General features: G+C 67.9%; 14 protein-coding genes and 3 pseudogenes. 5 read left to right on the top strand and 12 right to left on the bottom strand.

Features of this window, described 5'->3' with window-relative positions:
* Positions 1 to 392: 392 nt before the first annotated feature.
* The 3 genes from IE206_RS41695 to IE206_RS43805 form a co-directional block, all read right to left on the bottom strand.
* Positions 393 to 1,514 (bottom strand): methyltransferase domain-containing protein, encoded by a 1,122-nt coding sequence (locus IE206_RS41695; RefSeq protein WP_189971932.1) that lies wholly within the window; start codon positions 1,512 to 1,514, stop codon positions 393 to 395.
* 276 nt (positions 1,515 to 1,790) lie between these two features.
* A complete protein-coding gene (locus tag IE206_RS41690) occupies positions 1,791 to 2,027 on the bottom strand; it encodes a hypothetical protein (protein WP_189971930.1) in 237 nt (78 codons plus the stop codon).
* A 1,115-nt stretch (positions 2,028 to 3,142) separates the two neighbouring features.
* Entirely contained in the window at positions 3,143 to 3,652 is a 510-nt protein-coding gene (locus IE206_RS43805; RefSeq protein WP_373301074.1) for a transposase, read from the bottom strand.
* Positions 3,653 to 3,677: 25 nt separating this feature from the next.
* Here IE206_RS43805 and IE206_RS43065 point away from each other — a divergent pair, with 25 nt between their 5' ends.
* Both IE206_RS43065 and IE206_RS41675 read left to right on the top strand, forming a co-directional pair.
* Entirely contained in the window at positions 3,678 to 6,752 is a 3,075-nt protein-coding gene (locus IE206_RS43065; RefSeq protein WP_229853392.1) for a hypothetical protein, read from the top strand.
* 471 nt (positions 6,753 to 7,223) lie between these two features.
* Positions 7,224 to 8,237, top strand: a complete 1,014-nt coding sequence (locus tag IE206_RS41675) for a hypothetical protein (protein WP_189971926.1) — start codon at positions 7,224 to 7,226, stop codon at positions 8,235 to 8,237.
* 570 nt (positions 8,238 to 8,807) lie between these two features.
* Here IE206_RS41675 and IE206_RS41670 read toward each other — a convergent pair.
* The 4 genes and pseudogenes from IE206_RS41670 to IE206_RS41650 form a co-directional block, all read right to left on the bottom strand.
* Positions 8,808 to 8,987 carry a hypothetical protein gene (locus IE206_RS41670; protein ID WP_189971924.1) on the bottom strand — a complete coding sequence of 60 codons (180 nt, stop codon included), beginning with the start codon at positions 8,985 to 8,987 and terminating at the stop codon, positions 8,808 to 8,810.
* Positions 8,988 to 10,198: 1,211 nt separating this feature from the next.
* Positions 10,199 to 10,657, bottom strand: a complete 459-nt coding sequence (locus IE206_RS41660; RefSeq protein ID WP_189971920.1) for a hypothetical protein — start codon at positions 10,655 to 10,657, stop codon at positions 10,199 to 10,201.
* 158 nt (positions 10,658 to 10,815) lie between these two features.
* Positions 10,816 to 11,580: pseudogene (locus IE206_RS41655) on the bottom strand (transposase).
* A 56-nt stretch (positions 11,581 to 11,636) separates the two neighbouring features.
* On the bottom strand, positions 11,637 to 12,359 hold the full coding sequence (locus IE206_RS41650) for a hypothetical protein (RefSeq protein WP_229853391.1): 723 nt from the start codon (positions 12,357 to 12,359) through the stop codon (positions 11,637 to 11,639).
* 374 nt (positions 12,360 to 12,733) lie between these two features.
* On the opposite strand from IE206_RS41650, the gene IE206_RS41645 reads away from it, so the two are divergent.
* Together IE206_RS41645 and IE206_RS41640 are read left to right on the top strand one after the other, a co-directional pair.
* Entirely contained in the window at positions 12,734 to 13,777 is a 1,044-nt protein-coding gene (locus tag IE206_RS41645) for a hypothetical protein (protein WP_189971915.1), read from the top strand.
* Positions 13,778 to 14,018: 241 nt separating this feature from the next.
* Positions 14,019 to 14,747 carry a transposase family protein gene (locus IE206_RS41640; protein WP_189971913.1) on the top strand — a complete coding sequence of 243 codons (729 nt, stop codon included), beginning with the start codon at positions 14,019 to 14,021 and terminating at the stop codon, positions 14,745 to 14,747.
* Between the two features lie 745 nt (positions 14,748 to 15,492).
* On the opposite strand, the gene IE206_RS41635 is transcribed toward IE206_RS41640, so the two are convergent.
* Positions 15,493 to 15,909, bottom strand: a complete 417-nt coding sequence (locus IE206_RS41635) for a PPOX class F420-dependent oxidoreductase (protein ID WP_189971911.1) — start codon at positions 15,907 to 15,909, stop codon at positions 15,493 to 15,495.
* Positions 15,910 to 16,474: 565 nt separating this feature from the next.
* Between IE206_RS41635 and IE206_RS41630 the strand changes: the two genes are divergently transcribed.
* Positions 16,475 to 16,759 carry a hypothetical protein gene (locus IE206_RS41630; protein WP_189971908.1) on the top strand — a complete coding sequence of 95 codons (285 nt, stop codon included), beginning with the start codon at positions 16,475 to 16,477 and terminating at the stop codon, positions 16,757 to 16,759.
* Positions 16,760 to 16,848: 89 nt separating this feature from the next.
* Here IE206_RS41630 and IE206_RS41625 read toward each other — a convergent pair whose 3' ends face one another.
* The 4 genes and pseudogenes from IE206_RS41625 to IE206_RS41615 all read right to left on the bottom strand — a co-directional run.
* Positions 16,849 to 17,271, bottom strand: a complete 423-nt coding sequence (locus tag IE206_RS41625; protein ID WP_189971906.1) for a hypothetical protein — start codon at positions 17,269 to 17,271, stop codon at positions 16,849 to 16,851.
* A gap of 24 nt (positions 17,272 to 17,295) precedes the next feature.
* Positions 17,296 to 17,496: pseudogene (locus IE206_RS43060) on the bottom strand (hypothetical protein); the annotation flags it as partial.
* A 31-nt stretch (positions 17,497 to 17,527) separates the two neighbouring features.
* The gene (locus IE206_RS41620) at positions 17,528 to 17,851 is read right to left on the bottom strand and encodes a hypothetical protein (RefSeq protein WP_189971905.1); all 324 of its coding nucleotides are present in this window, start codon (positions 17,849 to 17,851) and stop codon (positions 17,528 to 17,530) included.
* A gap of 12 nt (positions 17,852 to 17,863) precedes the next feature.
* Positions 17,864 to 18,028 (bottom strand): annotated as a pseudogene (locus IE206_RS41615) (IS256 family transposase); the annotation flags it as partial.

The raw sequence follows: 18,028 nt of genomic DNA, 5'->3' as shown, positions 1-18,028 counted from the left end.
AACCGTCAGATCCCCCCTGCTCAACATGACCCGAACAACGAATCACATGATCGGAGAGACACGACTTAGGTGCGCTTGCCGTGTACCCCAACCCCATGGTGTTCTCCCCTCCCCTGCGGTCCGCCGATGACAGGCCCGGGTGCTGGCTCGCGCTGAAGTGTCCGCGGGAACGGTTCAGCGCGCTGGTGCGGGCTGCCCTGTTGGGGGCCTGGTTGCAAGGGGATGGCCAGCGGCGACGAGGCGTGGTGCGTGGCGGGCGAAGGCGCGGCGCGGCCGCAGAGGCGCACCGCGTGGGCGTCGCAGGCGAGGTGCACGTCGTCATCGTCGCCGAGCAGGACCTTGAAGCGGCGAGCAGAACCACGCGGGTGCGCCGGAACGCCCTTAACAACGGATCAGGCAGGTTCGTCGAGCCACAGGTGCTGTCCTTCGTGGTCGAAGGTCAGGCCGTAGCGTGTGGGGTGGGGCTGTCCGGCCCTCCGCCAAGTGGTGTAGGCCGCGACGATGTCGTTCCACAGGTTCTTGTGGCCCCAGACGGTGACGGCGTCCTGATCCCACCAGTCGGCGAACCGGACAATCGTGATGGACTCCCCGGTGTCGTCGCGGATCTGAGCCTGGCGGCTTCCACCAACGTCCATCCTGATGTCGACGCTCAGGTGAGGGACGTACAGGCCGATGCAGAAGTCCTGCGCCCAGGCCCCATCGAGGACCTGGTCCGGGTCGATGGGTGAGGCTTGCAGGGTGTAGGTGTCCGCGTGCGGCACGGACACGGCAGGGCGCTGGGAGCGGGCCCACATGTAGGAGGCCGATCCGACGAACCGGCCCGAGGCGATGCCGCCTTGGACGTGGAGCCTGAGGAGCCCGCCGCCGGCATACAGCGTGTTGAACGGTGTCAGGATGATGCCGTCGTCGGCTGTCTGTTCCCTCCACGCGTCGGGGATGCTGCGCAGGGACGCGGTGTTGATGATCCGGTCGTAGCGAGCGTTCCTGGCGCATCCGGCGAGACCGTCACCGGTGATGACGTCCGGCTCGTACCCGGCCTGCTTCAGGTTCCTGGCTCCCCACGCTGCCAGGGCGGGGTCGATCTCGACCGTGGTCACCCGGCCGGCACCGACCCGTTCGCACAGCAGCGCGGTGTGGTACCCGGAGCCGGTACCGAGTTCAAGGACCCGATGGTGCGGTTCAAGTCTGAGGTGGTTCAGCTTCTCGAAGACGATGTCGAGCGCGGAGATGCTGCTCGTGTAGTCACCCCGAGCCGGGCCCTCCTGCGGGGTACGGCCGTCGTCGATCTGCGTGATCAGGGAACGGTGGGTGTCCCACACCGCCCGCCGCCACAAATCGGCGTCGAGGGACCGGTCCACAACGGGAAGCAGGCCCTGTTCATCGGGGTGGAGGGCCCAGAACTGCGGAGGCGCGAAGCTCTCGCGGTCCACAGCATCGAACGCGGCACGCAGCCATGGTGACCGGAAGGCGGCCATAGCTGCGAGTTCTCTGCCCGCCACGGCACGGTAGTCCATCGGGTGACCGGCTACTTTCCGCCGCTGCCGTCAGGGCTCGGCGGAGTCGGCGGCGGCGTCCACGGCTTGATGGGAGCAGGATCGCCTTTGTGCTTGCCGTCGGGCACGGCCGCCTCCTCACGGGCCGGGTGGACAAGAACCCCAGCTTGGCATCAGCCAGCAGCCTTGAAAAGGACACGTGCACCCTCGCCCGCCCGCCAACACGCCCCGCCCCACGCCACCGCCTGCATGCTGGGAAGCAGCCCGCTGAACAGGAGTTCACCCATGCGCAGCGGCTCACGTCCACGCGCACGGGACGGCCGAGCAGTCACTGCCTGCGGCGAGGTTGACGCCTACGGGCTTCAGGCAGCGGAGGCAGCGTGCGGGGTCGATGCCGTTCGCCTCCAGACGCTTGCGGTGCACTCCGTTCGCCACCCGGCCGAAGCAGCGTTCACCCTGGAACGCCTGGCATACCGGGCAATGGCCCTGGCGGCGCGGGTCAGGTGGCTGCCTGGGCACACGAAAGACCGTCATGGAGGTTCCGTAGCGGCCCCGCTGTCTCGTCACGGACTGTTCAACGCCGCCGCGTCGACGATCGAATTGCGGCATCCGTGGAACACGCCGGGGCTGGCCCCTACCCGTTCGGGGAAGTAGTTCCTGCGTTTGCCCCGGGACCGGTTGACGGGACGAGAAGAATGAGTTCCCGACGCTCTTCAGATGAGTTGGAGCCCGCTATGCCTGATCTCCCTGCGCAACGGAGCCTCGCGGAAGTCGTGGAAATGGTGGCGCAAACACGGGCGATCGGGTGCGTGCGCGGTACTGGAGCCGATACCGCGGCCGACGCCCTCGACGCGGTCCTCACCAGCCAGCCCTGGCGGGTAGTGCGGCTGCAGCCGTCGGCGCCCGGCGACCGCTCCGCGCTGGCGGACGCCCTGTATGAGGCGTTGGAGCTGCCGGAGCCACGTCCGCGCCGGCTGGCCGAGGCCGAGGACGCGATCGCCGACAGGCTTCGCATAAGGCCCCCGATCGTTGTGCTCGATCGGGCCCATGAACTGCGCACGATCGCGCTGCAGGTCCTGTATGGGCTCTGGGCCCACCACGCCCCGACCGCTTCCCGCTCCTGCTGGCCGGAGACGCCCGCCTGGACAAGATCCTCAACCGGCCTGCGCTCGCCAGCCTCACCTCGTGCGTGTACCTCTGGCACCGCCTCCCGCCCACCGCCTGACACCCGCCGGCGCTCCGCCACACGCGGCACCCCCACGAGAAGAGAGTGATGGCCAGTACGTCGTCGTCACGTCCTGGTCGCGACGGATCAGCATCGACCCGCGAGACGTGGCGTAGCCAGGGTCGTTTCGCGCCAGCACGCCGAACGGACCACCGTCGACGGCCAGGAGCACGACGTACGACGCGGAGTGTGGGTCTCCCACCAGAAGAGCGGCCGCGAGCGGCTCAGCGGCGAACCACCCTCTCTGCTCGCCGAGTTGGGTGCCCGACTGGGTGTGACGACACAGTGACCACGGGAACGACGAGTCGTTGAACCATCGGTCAGGTGAAGTACCCACGAGCCCCGGGACAGTTCAGCCCCCAGCCCCGGGGCCCTGTGCTGCCGGGCACCGGCCGGGGTGTGCCGCTCCGGGCAGTGGCGCCGTTCACCGTGCCCGCGCGCTGTCCGGGACACAGCACGAGGACCCGAGACGCGTGAAGACCCGCTCCCATGTGCCGTCGATCGCCCAGTTCCTCAGCCTGGTGTAAACGCCCTCCCAGGAGCCGTGCTGGGCGGGCAGGTGCACCCATGGCGAGCCGGTCCGGAACTTCCACGCGATCGCATCGATCACCTGCCGGTGATCCCGCCACCGCCCGCCCCACTTCGGCAGCAACGGCTCGATCCGCGCCCACTGCGCGTCGGCCAACGACCCGGCCGGGCCAACGACCCGATGACCGGAAAGAGGCGGCCAGGGCCCTACCTCCTGTCTCGCAACCAGGGCAGGGCTTCGGTACGCGCCGCAGGAGGGCCGGTGGTTCGGGCACTTTTTCTGGCCATTCCCGCCAATGTGTGCCGGTGTCGTGAACGCGCTGTGTAGGTTTTCGGTCCGGATGGCGTCATTCGTCCTGGCGCCAGCAGCAGTTGGTCCCCCAGTGCCGTGGCGCTTCACCCTCATCTCTCCTCCGCAGACGGGATTCGTGATGTCCACCTCGAACACGGGATCACCCAACAGCGCCCCGGCGACCACACCGACGACCACGACCACCCCCACTCCGGCGGCCACGGCCACCCCGGGGGGTACGGGTGTGTCGCCCGGGTTCGAGGTGGACCGGGCGATGCTGGACGGCGCGACGCCGAAGGACCTGTTACCGGCCACCGGCAACTATCCGACGGAGATCGTCCGTTACCGGTCGGTGGTGCTGACCGACATCCCCAACGCGAAGCCGGCCCGCAAGCTGACCGGTGCGATCGACCTCGGCGAGGAGAACCTGCCGTTCTACGACAAGCCCGCCGAGGGCATGGTCGTCACGACCGAGCAGAGCTGGTCGGCCCAGGGCGTAACCCTCGGCCGGCTCCTGCACAGCCTGGCGCTCGCGCCCGGGGAGAGCACGAAGGTCGCGGTCGTCGACTGGCATAACACCACCGGGGCCACCGGCACCGAGAAGACCACCGAGGCCGACACCCTGTCCTCCACCACCGACCAGAACCGCTCGATCAGCGAGGTCGCGAACGCTATCGCCCGCGAGGAGCAGCACGGCAACTCCTCGGCGGGCCAGTACAGCAAGTCCTCCAGCAACGGCGGTAGCTTCGGACTCGCGGGGCTTCTCGGCGGGATCGGCGCGAACTGGAGCAATTCGGAGAACACCGGCTTCTCGACGGCGGTGTCGCGCTCGACCGGTGTGAAGTCGGTGGCGGACGAGGCGTCGCAGCGCATCAGCGCGCGCACGCAGCAGCTGGCGACGGCGGCGCGCAGTCGCAACATGACGGTGGTGCGCGAGACGTCGCAGTCGGAGAAGGACCAGGTGATGACCCGGGTCGTCACCAACTACAACCACATGCACGCGATGTCGGTGCAGTACTACGAGGTCGTGCAAGTCTACAGCGTGACGACCAGGCCGACGACGCTGGAACGCTGCCTGTTCATCCCGCTCCAGGAACTCACCTTCACCTACTCCAGCCTGCAGCGGTACAAGGAGGTGCTGGCCTCGGTGGCGCCGGGCGACTGGGGGGCGAAGATCCGGGCGGCGAACCCCTTCGAGACCGCTGTGCGCAAGCTCGATGTGCTCACGGCGCCGGAGACGCCGACGCGGCAGGACTTCGACGGCGTGGACCTGGCGGACATCGCCTCCGGTGCCATGGGCGTGTACGGGGTGCGCAGATTCGACGGCAGCCCGGTGCGCTTCGACCTGGCCAGCCGGCAGTGGAACCCGATACCCAGCACCGGTCTGCCCAGCGGCGGCCTGAACCGCATCGTGCCGGGCAAGGACGCTGTCTGGGGACTGCGGGCCGACAAGACAGTCGTGCACTTCGACGGCACGACGTGGCGGGCCGACCCGTCGGGCTTCCGGGCGTTGAACCTGGCCTGCGGCGCGGACGGCACGCTCTACGTGGTCGGAATGGACAACAAGCTCTTTCAGCGCAACGTGAACAGCAGTCCCTGGGAGTACCTGAACGTCCAGGCCGACGACGTCGCCGTCACCAGCAAGGGCAAGCTCTGGTACTGCTGGCAGGGCAAGACCTTCACCCGCGGCGACAGCGGCTGGCAGGAACTGTCCCCCTCCGGGCTGAACGTGCAGCGCCTGTCCCCCAGCGCGGACGGCGCGATCTCGGCGTACACCGCTGACAACAGGACCTCCACGCTGGCCCCCGGCTTGACGTCATGGACGCCGTCCGGCAACCCCGCCCCCTCCGACAACCTCGCCACGCTCAAGACCGCCCCGGGGGGCAGGGGAGAGGTGTGGGTGCTCCGCAACGACGGGACGCTCATCCGGGCCATCGGCGCGGAGCGGGGCGCGCAGACGCCCTTCGACTTCCAGCCCAAGACCGACTCCCCCTACGCCTCCCGCATCGACGTCTGGTACGACGAGGTCGGCATCCGCAGCATCCAGGTCATCTTCCCTGGCCACACCGCCCGCTGCGGCGACACCGGCGGCTCCGGCGTCCAGCAGCGCGCCTCCTACACCTTCGGTGGCGCCGACAAGCTCATCTCCGTCGACGCCTGGTCCGGCACCGGCGCCCGCGGCAGCCTCGCCGGCCTGCGCCTGACGATGACCTCCGGGGTCGCGAACTTCGGGGTCGCCGAGACCACCACCGCCGCACCCGACCTGAGCGAGGACGCCGGCGGGGCCTCGGCGATCTGCGGCCTGTTCGGCTCGGTCATCAAGTCCGGCAGCCGCACCTACGTCGACTCGCTCGGCTTCCACGTGCGCGGCGGCAACGTCTCCCAGGCGGTCCTGGACCACCTGAACGACAACCGCCGCCACTACAGCCAGGCCGTGTGGGCCAACGCCGACGAGCTCACCCTCAGCCGCATCCTCGCCAACTACTCCTATACGCCCGCGGGTTCGACCACGCCACCGGTCCTGCTCGGCACGGTGCTGGACCCGAAGCCGATCGCCGCCACCGGCAACTACCTCGGCTTCAAGTGGAACTTCACCAGCGAGCAGGAACGCGAGGCGTGGACCAACGCCCGCAAGGCAACCGCCTCCGCCTACGGCACGCCGGTGACCAACACGGTCGCGATCGCCACCAAGGGCGTCTTCGCCGAGGCCGTCCTCGGCCGGGCCAACTCCGCGGAGAAGATCGACCTCACCCGGTTCTGGAACTGGAAGGACTCGCCCATCCAGATCACCCCGGCCGACATCGCCCCCGTCTCCACCGGCTCGCGCGCGCAGAACCTGGACACCAAGGTCGCGCCCCTGGCCGCCACCGAGGCCAGGTTCACGCCGATGATGGCGATGCCCGACCCGACCGGCCTCCAGACCGCTCAGGCCATCGCCACCGCCAACCTGTTCCGCGACATGAGCGGCATCAACACCGTCACCCAGGTCCTCACCAAGGGCATCGAGGCCGCCGCGAACAACGACAAGGCCGCCGGCGAACGCGGCCAGGAAGCCCTCAAGACCGCCACCGAACACATGCAGAAGATGGCCCAGATGACGCTGGATGCCGCCGCCAAGGCAGCACCGGCCATAGCAACCGGCGGCGCCAGCAACCTCAGCGCCCTCGGCGGCATCCTCAACCAGAACGGCAAGGACGGCGCGGACAAGAAGTAACCCCGCCACACCACCCGAGGAACCGCGCGCGGGCCGCTCCACCCCCGGACGATCAGAGTCCAAGTAGGCCAGCACACCATCTGGAGGGTGGCGGCCCCGTGCACCGGGTCGCCACCCTCCGCTGTGTCGGAGCCGGTGGCTACGGGCGACGCCCCTCGCCAAACTTTGGCGGGCGTCCAAGGCACAGCTCGCCCAGACACCGCAGTGATCCAAAAGAAACGCCCTAGTCGACCAGCTGGCGGCCTTACCCCGGTCCGGATTTGCGTGCCGAGCAGGTGCGGAGTTGTCGTCGGGCAGGAGTCCGGGGTCAACCAGGCCGTCGGCCCCTGCCCAATGTGACCGACCGATACATCGAAAGATGTACAGCGATCTCCTCCACCGTCACGACTCCCGTGATCGCGGGGGCGCCCACGATGGTGAGTACCCCTTGCCGCGCGGACGGGCGGCGGCGACCGACAACGAGGAGGGACAGTGGCTCTGGGACGGGCACTCGGAGGCGCCCTCATCATGGGCGTGGCGCTCGGCGCGGGCACGGCGGTGGGCCCCGTGCTTGCTGGCGGCCTCGGCCTCACCGGCTTCGCGGCGCGGCTCGTTCCGGCCACGCTGGTCAGCGCCATGGCGGTGCCGCTGGCCGTAGTCGCGCTGCGCCGCCGCGGCGGCTCCCTGCGCGACATCGGCTTCGGTGGCCCGGTGGGGAACCTGCGAGCCCTATGCGTCGGCGCGGGGGTCACGTGCGGGGCTGCGGCAATCGTGCTGGGCGTGGCTACGGCCGCCGGGCTGCTGAGCTGGTCCCGGCCGGACTTGCCCAAGCTGGCCGGGTTCCTGGTGGCAAATGGCGTGATCGCCCTGCTCCTGGAGGCGCTGCCCGAGGAGACGACGCTGCGCGGGCATACGTGGACCGCGCTGCGCGGCCGGTTCGGCGGTGTGGTCTCCGCGCTCGGTACGACGGCCGTGTTCCTGGTGGTGCCCGGCCTGTCGAGCGTGGTGGAGGCCGGGGTCGCGCCCCTGGTCGGAGGTGACGCCGGGCCCGTCGGGCTCGCACCGGGCGGACAGGACCCGGTCGACTACCTGATCCTGTTGACCTTCTTCGGCCTGATGCTCATCACGGCCCGCACCGCGACGCGGCGCGCCCCGCTGTGCGTCGGCATCGGGGCGCATCTGGCTTTTCTGAGCGTCAACCGGGTCGTGTTCGAGGGAGACCAGCGCGACGCGGGCTGGTCCGTGCACCTGTCGTCCCCGGACGTGAAACTCCTCGTCCCGGTGTATCTGCTGGTCGCCACGGCCGGGTTCGCGATGTGGCGGCGGCTCGGGGGCGGGGACGGGGCCTCCGGGTTGGAGACCGAAGCGGGGTCCACGGCTTCCGCCCCGTTCAGGACCCTGCGGTCGTCCAGCCGCTTCCGCCCCCGCAACGACTCAGGTAACAACAGCCGCGCGAACTCCCACTCGGCGTCCGACAGTTCATGGCGACGTATCACCACACCATGATCCACCAAGGGTGATCATTTGAAGACATCGCCTGGTCGTCACCCACTCGCACCACCCCGGCTCCAGGCAACACGCCGTGAGCTGGGGCTCCGGCACGGCAAGCGTTGCAAGTGTGCGCGGGAGTTCTTGTCCAGGTGGTTGCGGCGGAGGGCATGCCGCAGTCTTCGGTGTCCGGGGCCTTGACCCGCTCGGGATCCATGGCGACGAGCCTGGCGAGGGGCTCGGCGTGCGACCGGGGGCTGTAGTCCGCCCGCTCGAAGGAAGCATGCAGCGCGGAGACGGTCCCGGGTCACGACTCAGAGAGGGAATCTCGGGCTTGCGACCAGGCCGATGCCATAGCTCATGCTGTCAGCCACTCCCCCGATGTGTACTGTTCGGCGGCCAGGGCGCCGAACCGGCCAGATAGCCCCACACACACCGCGAACCGGCCCAACAGGCCCTGCCCACCCGCCGGTTGCCAGCCATCCCGCACAGATCACCCTGCCCCGCTCCGGCCGGGCTTGACATGCTGCACCCGCCTCGAGGCGGCGGCCGGCCCACGCCGACGTGACGAAACGCTGCGCCCCGGGGCTACACCCCCCGCGACTGCCACCCTTCATGACCGGTCATCGCATTGAAGGCCGTGATGGCCTCACGCGCTGCCTCCCGGCGGGTTTCCAGCAGGTCAGCGATCCGCTCGACCTCGGCGCACAGCTCGTCCAGCCGCTGCCGACTCACGGGCGGGGGCAACAACTCCGGTCTCAGGTCCACAGCCCCATTATGTCCGCCCGTGCCGACACGCCCGAGCCAAGCCCCCTGGGCGCTGCCAGTTCTCATCGACATTGCTGGGCGCCTCGATCAAGAACCGCTTCCGGGCCCCGTCGACATTCGCTCTCCGTTCTCACCTACGAAGCCAGTGCTGACTTGCATCATCCGGGCTCACCGGGCTTCCAGAGAAACTTGACGCCGTATCCCGGAGCTGTGCTAGACGGCCGTGATCAATCTCGTGCCAACCACGGTTCGATTGATCACTGGGGCCCTACAACGAGAAGACCTTCAACTGGGAGAAAAAGTTCCCCCGCAGAGGCGTAGGGTCGTCTCGGAGAATTAGGGAGGGTACGACTCGTACACCATGCAGCTCATGATCGACGAATACGGCAGCGTCGTCAACATGTTCCCCGTCTAGTTCAAAGCGGAGAGAAGAGTGTCCCTAGGTATCTACGTTAAGAACTTCGCACACCATGAACTCGATCAGTTCAGCGACGACAGGGATGAATCCTTCAGGAAGCTCTGCGAGGACTCCCCTTTGGATTCCCTCCGTCGAGGGGTTCACAGAAATGCACACACCTTGTTCAATAGCATTCAGCTGAGGCGGCTTATGGAAGAGCTGGAATCGCTCCCCACCGGACAACAAACCGCCATCGTGAACAAGGTGATTGATGCCGCCCAGCTGGCCATCCGTAACAGCGGATACCTGCTGTTCGTGGGCGACTGAACGCACCCTCATCAACGCCCCGAAGTTGAACCCATAGGCGGGGTTCCGACACCGAGCAACGGCGTCGGATCCCCGTTTAACACCCGAGGGCTGGGGACGGCAGCATCCCAGAAGGAGCCTCTGTCGGCGACGACGCGGCGAACCTTGCAGGTGACCGTCGAACAGGGGCGTTGCAAAGTCATGGTGATGTAGACCGGCTGGTCAGGGGATGTTGAGCAGGGCCAGTGGCCGGTTGAAGGGGGCGCGTAGGTGACATGGCGGAGGCCGCGGCGATGTTGCGCTGTCTGTGTTGCCGCGCGTATTGATCGCCAGGTTGCGCATGGTGACCATGTTCTCCGGCCCGCGGCCGGTGCGGATCTTCGAGGCCATTTCCCACACCGAGGACCTGCCCCGTCTCGAACGCCAGCTGCGGGCGAGCGACTCCGGCCGGGCCCCGTGGGAGGTACCGCTGGATTCCCGACAGAGTAAGGCCACGCGTTGAGGTACTTCATTCCCTCCTCGTAGATTTCCTTAAGCTGCTCGTTGGTGATATCGCTCCTGAAGAGGTTCTTTGACGAGTCGACGTACTGTCCTCCAGGGAAATGTGAGCTCGGATGCTGTCTTCGGTGTGGCTGCCCCATTCCGGCATTGGGAACTTCTGGCCCAGCCTTGTCTTGTCCGGAAGGTTGCAATCCTTGGGGTCGATGGCGGACACGCCGGCGCCTACCGATTGCGGCGAGAGGGAGAAGGCACTCTTGGGGACAGGGCATGTCTTGACACCGTCGCCCTTCTTCAGCTTCTCCAGGAGGTTCCGGAGCCGCTTAAGCCCGCCTCTTCCCTCGGCAGACTCCTCGAAGAACTTTGCCACCCCTGCGACCGCGCGGGCGATGGCCTGAGACACCTTGGGCAGCTTGCCGACGACAAGGATGAGTGTTGCGACGTCGACGATCGACCAGAGGCAACTCATCACATCCCCCTTGGAGACGCACCTCTTGATGTCGTTGACACCAATGACCTCAAGGAGGATTTCTGCGCCGTTCTCCTTGATCCAGTCGATGATGTCCTTATTGGCTAAGGCTTGTCCCGTAACCGATCTTCAAGTGCCCCGTTGGCCTGTTCGCTCGTCTACTCGGTGAGAGCGAGATTGTGAAGGCGGGCGATGCCGTTCATGGCGTGGTGGACGCCGTCGCCTTTGAGGCGGCAGTCGCGCAGGACTTTCCAGGTCTTCATGCGGGCGAAGACGTGCTCGACTCGGGCGCGGACCTGCTTGTGGGTCTTGTTGTGTGCCTGTTTCCAGTCGGAAAGTTCTTCGCCTTTACGGCGCCGATGGGGCATCACGAGGCCGGTGCCCGGGTAGCCGCCGGCGGCGATCGTCATGGTGTTGCCGACGGCGGCCTTGGCGCCGGACTCCTCCCACGCCTTGCAGTCGTTGCGGTTGCCGGGAAGCGGTTTGCCGACCACGACGATCAAGCGGCTGTCCGCGTCGATGACGACCTGATGGTTGGTGGAGTACCGATAGTTCTTGGATTGTTCGGCGACCGAGTGGTCGCGGGTGGGCACCAGCGTGCCATCGACAATGAGTACCGAGTCTCGGCGAAACGTCGCCGGGATCGCAGTGCGAGCAACGGACCGAGGTGGCCGATCATGCGACCGACCGCGGACTTCGAGATCCCGAAGCGTGGACCGAGCTGTCGCATCGTCAAGTTGGTGCGCCAGTAGGCGACGACAAGCAGGGTTCGGTCCTAGGGGGCAGGCTCCAGGGGCGTCCCTGGAGTGGTCGTCCGCGCCCTCACGCCGCACCGCGGCTACCAACTTCTTGAAGCCACGGGGGCTCAGCCCGGTGAACGGGGTTATCCACGTCGGCTGCGTAGCCGTGATGACAGCAGTCACGGCTGGATCGTTCCAAACACCACCCCCTCGCCGTTGGAGAAGGGTGTGCGTGCGGGTCACGGTGCCAGCGCGTTGGCCACCCGGGCCAGGTGACCGGCCGGCAGCGCGAAGCGGTTGGCAGGGTTTCGGAAGGAGTACTCGCCGTCGTTGACGGAGAAGTCGGACTCGGCTGTCGTCCAGCGCGCGGGGCCGGGAGGCCCTTGATCATCCAGGAGAACAGCGGCGAGGGACCTGGGGTCTTCCACACTGGTGCGGGCGCGTAGCGCGTTCGCTAGGCGGTCGACGGCATCGTCGGGTACTGCGTCGTCCCCGAATGCCGGCAGCAGGAGCAGCAGGCGGGCGTGCGGATCAGTGGTGCTGCCGCCGGGTAGCGCGTTGTCCGCAGCTGCAACGAGCTCGGGCCAGGACAGACCCGGTCCCATGAAGTGCCCGTCGTCGCGGGCGAGGAGTTCGGCCTGGTCCCAGCCGGGGTGGTGGAGGAGGTAGTCGGTGCCAGCATCGTCCGTGAGCGTGCGGTGGACCACGTGCAGACGGTGCCCATGGGCGAGGGAGACCGTGAAGGTCAGCCACTCGGCCCGTTCCCACAGCCGCCGCTGGAAGTCGCTGGCCGCATCGTAATCCGCGCCGAACAGCAGGTCTTCGGCCTCTTCGCTCTGGGCACACGAGTAGAGGTGCCCCAGCCAGAACAGGGGCTCATCCAGCAGCCCCGTCTGGTGCGTGAGGGGCCCACCGTCGTAACCCGGTATCCGGGCAGGATGGAGATCGGCACTGTTCGTCACGCCGGACATCATGCCGCCCCGGCTCCGTGCCCTTAAGGCCGGGCGGCAGCCGATCTTTGAGGGACGGTCCTTAGGAAGTTTCTTCTAGGAATTAACTTCCTAGTTATTGCCGCACCCCTGGACCCTGACCGACTACTGCCCGCACGGCGTGTGGGAGTGCGGCGGCAATCCGGAGGCGGTCCGCGTCTATCGCGCGAGGTGACCGACGGCATCTCCTTGGGGCGCGGGTTGCGCCGTGTGGGGGTGAGGGCTGCGCCGGACGGGTTGTCTGTCGGCTGCGGCTCGCGTGGTCCAGGGGGCCGCGTCGGCGCTGATCCCAATTATGCCTATCAGCATTTGATCACCTCCGGTTTTCCTGTTGAAGGGTCGCAGGCATGTACAAGTTCAAGGGCCCCGCAGGGCGAGCCGCTCTCGTCGTGGGTCTGGTCTCCGCGCTGGGCACGGGTTACGCGGCATACGCCGAGGGCCATCCCGACCCGGGCTCGCCGCACGTCGAGCGCGTCCTCCCCTCCGGCGACGGGGAAGGGAGGACTCACGGCTCGGGCAAAGGGCACGAGGCCGCCCCCCGGCAGCATCACGACAATGGGCCCGAGGCCGCCCCCCGGCAGCACAGCGGGCCGCACCGGTCCGAGGCCGCTCCGCCGCAACACCACGGGCAGCGCGCCGTCGCCGCCAAGTGGGGCGAAGAGCCATCCGGCTACGGCGAGCACGAGGAGCACGGCTACGGCGAGCACGAGGAGCACGGCTACGGCGAGCACGAGGAGCACGGCTACGGCGGCCATGAGGAGCACGGCTACGGCGAGCACGAGGAGCACGGCTACGGCCAGGAGACGCCGCTGTGGTCGCCGGTCTCGACCGACACGCCCCCGCCTCGGGAGTACACGCCAACTACGCCCCCACCCCGGGAGCACACGCCCACCTCCCCCCCGACAGGCGCCCAGACCTGGCCGACACCGACACCGACCAGCCCTCAGACCTGGCCGACACCGACACCGACCAGCCCTCAGACCTGGCCGACACCGACACCGACCGAAACCACGCCGGAGGAGCCCCCGGCCCCGGCCGAAACGTCCTGGTCCACCCCGACCCCGTCGACCAGCACCCCGCCGCACGGCCACCCGCCGGCCAGCCACCCGACCACTCCCCCGGCCACCGGGACGCCGACCCTGCCGTCGTACCCGACCAGCACCCCGCCTGAGGAGACCACCACCACGCCGACGGAGACGACCACTCCGCCGGAGGAGACCGCGCCGGAGACGAGCCCGTCCCCGTCGGCGGCCCCGGCGCGCCTCGCGCACACCGGGGCCAACTCGAAGGCCTCGCTCCTGCTCGGCGGGGTGAGCGCGGGCGCGCTCGTCACGGGGACGGCGGCGGTCGCGCTCTCCCGGCGGGCTTCGCGCGGCAAGTGCGGGAAGTAGCCCGCCCAGCCGGTGACCGGTGCAGAACCGGTTTTGGGCGCAGCTGTCCTTACTTATGACCGATCGGAACGTTGAAGTGGAAAGACGACTGCGAGAGGTCTATTCACGGGGGTCTTGTCGATCATGAGGGCGGCCCTGCTCGGTAGTTTGGTGTGTTCCACGACATCAAGCGAATACCGGGGCAGGGCCGTTGAGTTGGAACGTTACGACGGGGTTGGAAGCAGATCAACTCGATGGGCTGGTGGCCCGTGTGCATCGGGTGCTCGTCGGGGAGCCGGACCCGCCGGTCGTACCCGGGCGGATGTGGTCGCTGGGGCTGTACAAGTCCGTGGAGCTGGTGCTGTTCCTGGTGCGGCAGAACCCGGTCCAGGAGGTCGCGGCCGAGTTGTTCGGGGTCAACCAGGCCACCGCCTCCAGGCGGTGGAACACCCTGCTGCTGGTAGTGGAGAAGGTCCTGGCCGGACACGTCCCGGACCCCGCCGAGGCGTCGGCCAGCCGGATCGCTCTGATCGACGGGACGCTCGTCACGACCTGGGACTGGGCGAGTGAGGGCACTAGAATATTCTCGGGCAAGCACCGTGACACCGGCTTCAACCTCCAGATCGCTGCCACGCTCGCCGGGGACCTCCTCGCGGTCTCCGAGCCGGTGCCCGGCTCGCGGCACGACACGTTCGCCTGGGGCCAGTCCCACTTCCCCGAAGCGTTTGCGGAACGGGAGAAGCTCAGGGACCTCAGCTACCTCGGTACCGGGATGCATACCGGACGACGAAGGCCACCGGGCCGGGAACGCTCCACGGGAGACAAAGAAGCCAACCGGTCCATCAACACCCTCCGCGCCGCCGTCGAACGTGCCATCGCACACCTCAAGGACTGGAAGGTCCTCGCCACCCGCCATCGCGGCCCCCTCACCCGATTCCCCGCTGTCATCAAGACGGTCACAGCCCTCGCCTTCTACAAAAAGGGCTGGTGACACCCCCGTGAATAGGCCTCCGGGACACAGCACGAGGACCCGAGACAAGGCAGCAGGGAGAGGCTCCGCCCTGGGAGACATCGGCCATGGGCAGCCAGGGGCGGAACCGCGCCGATCATCCCCCGCCCCGGTCCGGCCTCCGGGCGCGACACGGGCATCTACCCCTCCGACGGCTGCCCCCATCCCGGAGGCAGGCAGCCAGGCGTGAGCCCGGACATCCGACACCGGCAGCCCGTCCTCGACTTGGTATCGATCGGCGGTGCGCGGAATCTCAGGAGGTCGACGTCGGGCAGCTCGATCGTTGGTCGCCTCGCTGGGCGGTTGGGGAGCCCCCTGCGCCGACACCAGCACCCGCCGAGAGGCCGCGCCTGGCGAGCTGAGGGTAGTTCGTGGTCCGCGCAGGGCCGTAGGTGGTTGTGTTTCCGACGGCTATCGTGTCCGACATTCATTGTCGGTGCACGGACAGGGGAATGGATCATGGGGGACGCCTCCGTCGGTGATGTGATAGCCGGTTCGTACTTCGGCCCGGCCCCGGCCTCCCGCAGGCGCGCACCCCACGCCGGTCATTACGCCCGAACTCGCACCGTGCTTCCCAGCGCGCGGCGAGCTCCGCAGTGAGGGCACCCAGGTGCTCCTGCGACAGTCCGCAGAAGGCAGAGTGGGACATGGCTGCGCGGGCCTGACTCGTCATCACACCCGACTCAACTCGAGCGGCCTTCGCCATGTCCCCACCTGCTGACCAAGATCAATCGCGGGGGCGGGTCCGTTTGGCGGAGAAGCCGGTGACCTTGTTCGGCGTCACCCGGACGATAAGCCGGAGCACTTCCTCCGGCTCGGCCGGCGGGTTCTCGCCGAGGTACTTCTGCGAGAGCGTGCTGGGCAGCGACTTCTCCCGGTCCTCGATCAGCTCGGCGGTGCCCCGGATGTCCACAGACTGGTAGGGATTCTCGGTATCGAAGATGGTGAGGCTGACCCGTGGGTCCCGGGTGAGATTCCTGGCCTTCTGGCGCCCTGCCGTGGTGGAGAAGAGGACTGTATCTCCGTCCCTCGCGATCCAGACCACCGAGGTCTGCGGCCCACCGTCCCGGTTCAGCGTCGCGACAGTGGCGAAGTTCCTCCCGTCCAGCAGTTTGCGCGTCTCCTCGTTGAACGTTTCCGACACAGTCCCACCCCTCTGCTCAACACTCTGAGTTGTTCACTGCTGATGCAGAACAGACGTAAAGATCGCATTCTTCCCGCCGCAGGGCCGGGGCTGCTGACCTCAGCCACGGCACCGGACCACGCTGGTGCCGCAGATGGCGTCGAGACGAGTGCAGCCATCGTTGATGATCGTGCGTTGCGCAGACTGATGAAGAGACGGTGACCGCAGGCCGCAGCCGAGATCCTGCCTGTCGGCAGGAGACGTTCGACGCTCTGATGGGCGTATCGCGGGACGGTCCGTTACATCCGTGCGCGCACCCCTTTCACGTACCTACAAGCGGCCGGTCGGACCGAGCATCGCGGAAAGTCGCAGGTCACAGCTATCGAATGAGCCCTGCGGATCGGCCATGCTCACTCCGGCCCCACTTCCCAACTCGCCTTGCGCACCTAGCCCCTGACCCGTTCATGGTGCTGCCCGGGAGGCAGACAAACGTGTTGTCCGCCTCCCGCCCACTGACACCGACCGCACACCCCGTACAGGCCCCCGTCCATGGCGTGCTCCCGCACACCCCGCCCGAAGGATCACCGTGCCCATCAACCCCACACCCTCCGCCACAACCGCCCCCGCCGACAGCCCTGCCCAGCCCCCGGCCGCTCCCCCGGCGCCGGCACCGGCTGCCTGGCCGGCCTCCCGGTGGAGGACCGCAGCGCTCGCCCTCGGCGCGCTCGCCTACCTGCTCCTCATCACGACCGTGGTCACGCTGTGGGTGCACTACCCGTCCGTCCGCGGACCGCTCCAAGTAGTAGGCGGCATGCTCGTGTTCGCTGGCACCGCGCTGCCCGCCTGGATCAGCGCGATACGCCGACGATGAGCCGCCCCACCCGGTTCTCCTTACGAAGCAGGGGTGTGCGGTGCCCTCAGGCACCGCTCACAACCCGGGCGGGACCGGCAGGCATCGTTCTACGCGTCGCCGACCGGGCCGCCGCTCAGATCCCTCGGGGTGCGGGGCAGGATGCCGCTGACCGCGGCGCGGCGCGGGTGCAGCGCCCGGTCGAGCAGGTCGAACCAGTCGGTCGCGGCCAGGAACGGCTTGTCCGCAAGGTGCACGCTCCACTCCATGGCGCCTGTCCACGACCGGATGCGCTCGACCGCGATGGTGTAGGCGAACACCGGCCCCGTGTCACAGTCATGGTGGCGGACTACCCACTTCACCGGCCGCGTCCCGGGCGTCAGATGGAACAGAGCTTGCGGGTCCGCGCCAACACGGGTCCGCCAGGCGCGCAACGCCCGGTCGGCCGCCGCGGTGTTCACTTCGAGCACTCCGCCGCCGTCGGCGATCTCGCCCAGACAGACATCGCATACGGCTACCAGGTCGTCGTCCATGGCCCGTTCCGTTCGGGGACACTGTCAGGCGAGGCCGAGTTGGGCCAGCGCGGTGGTCCAGTCGGTGGCGATCGCGTTCTGTGCCGCGGCGAGCTGGACCTTGCCGGAGCAGACGGCGCTGGACAGTTTGGCCTCGACGATGTCTTTCGGGTTGTTCGGACCACCGCCCGGCTTGTGGCCAGGGCTCGGAGGTTCGACCCACAGGTTCTTGGGCGAGTTGGGGTCGAGTAATTGTCAATAGTTGTGGATCAGCAGGTCAGAGTGCCTCGTGGGACAGTGCTTCGAGCCCTTCGACGGAGGTCAGGGTGGAGTTGAGCGCGCTGTCCGGTGCCGGGGCGGTGACCAGCACGAGGGTCTGAGATGCGGCGTGCTCCGACGCGTAGAGGTCGTCTTCTTCGCCATCTCCAGGGATTGCGTTGGACTGGATCTCGATGGTGGTGCCCCCTGCCTCGGCCTTGAGGTATTCGCCTCGGAAGTAGCTGTCATGCTCGGCGAAGGCCAGATCGAGGAGTGGGGCGAGCAGCCCGGCCAGCTCCTTGGCCTTGTGGGACTTGGTGCCGTAGGTGTCGTAAATGGTCATCGTGGGGTCACCCTAGGCCGCGAGGATCTCGGGGCGTTCGATGAGGTGGCCGCGTTCGAAACGGGCTCCGGCTCGGACGAGGGCGACGAGGTGGGGTGCGTTCACGGCTCGCCAGCGGGTCTGGGCGGACTCGACGAGCTTGAAGACCATGGCCAGGGCGGCGGCGCGGGAGCCGGC

Source organism: Streptomyces violascens (assembly GCF_014649955.1).
Taxonomy (GTDB): domain Bacteria; phylum Actinomycetota; class Actinomycetes; order Streptomycetales; family Streptomycetaceae; genus Streptomyces; species Streptomyces violascens.
This window is presented reverse-complemented; position numbering and strand designations above follow the sequence as displayed.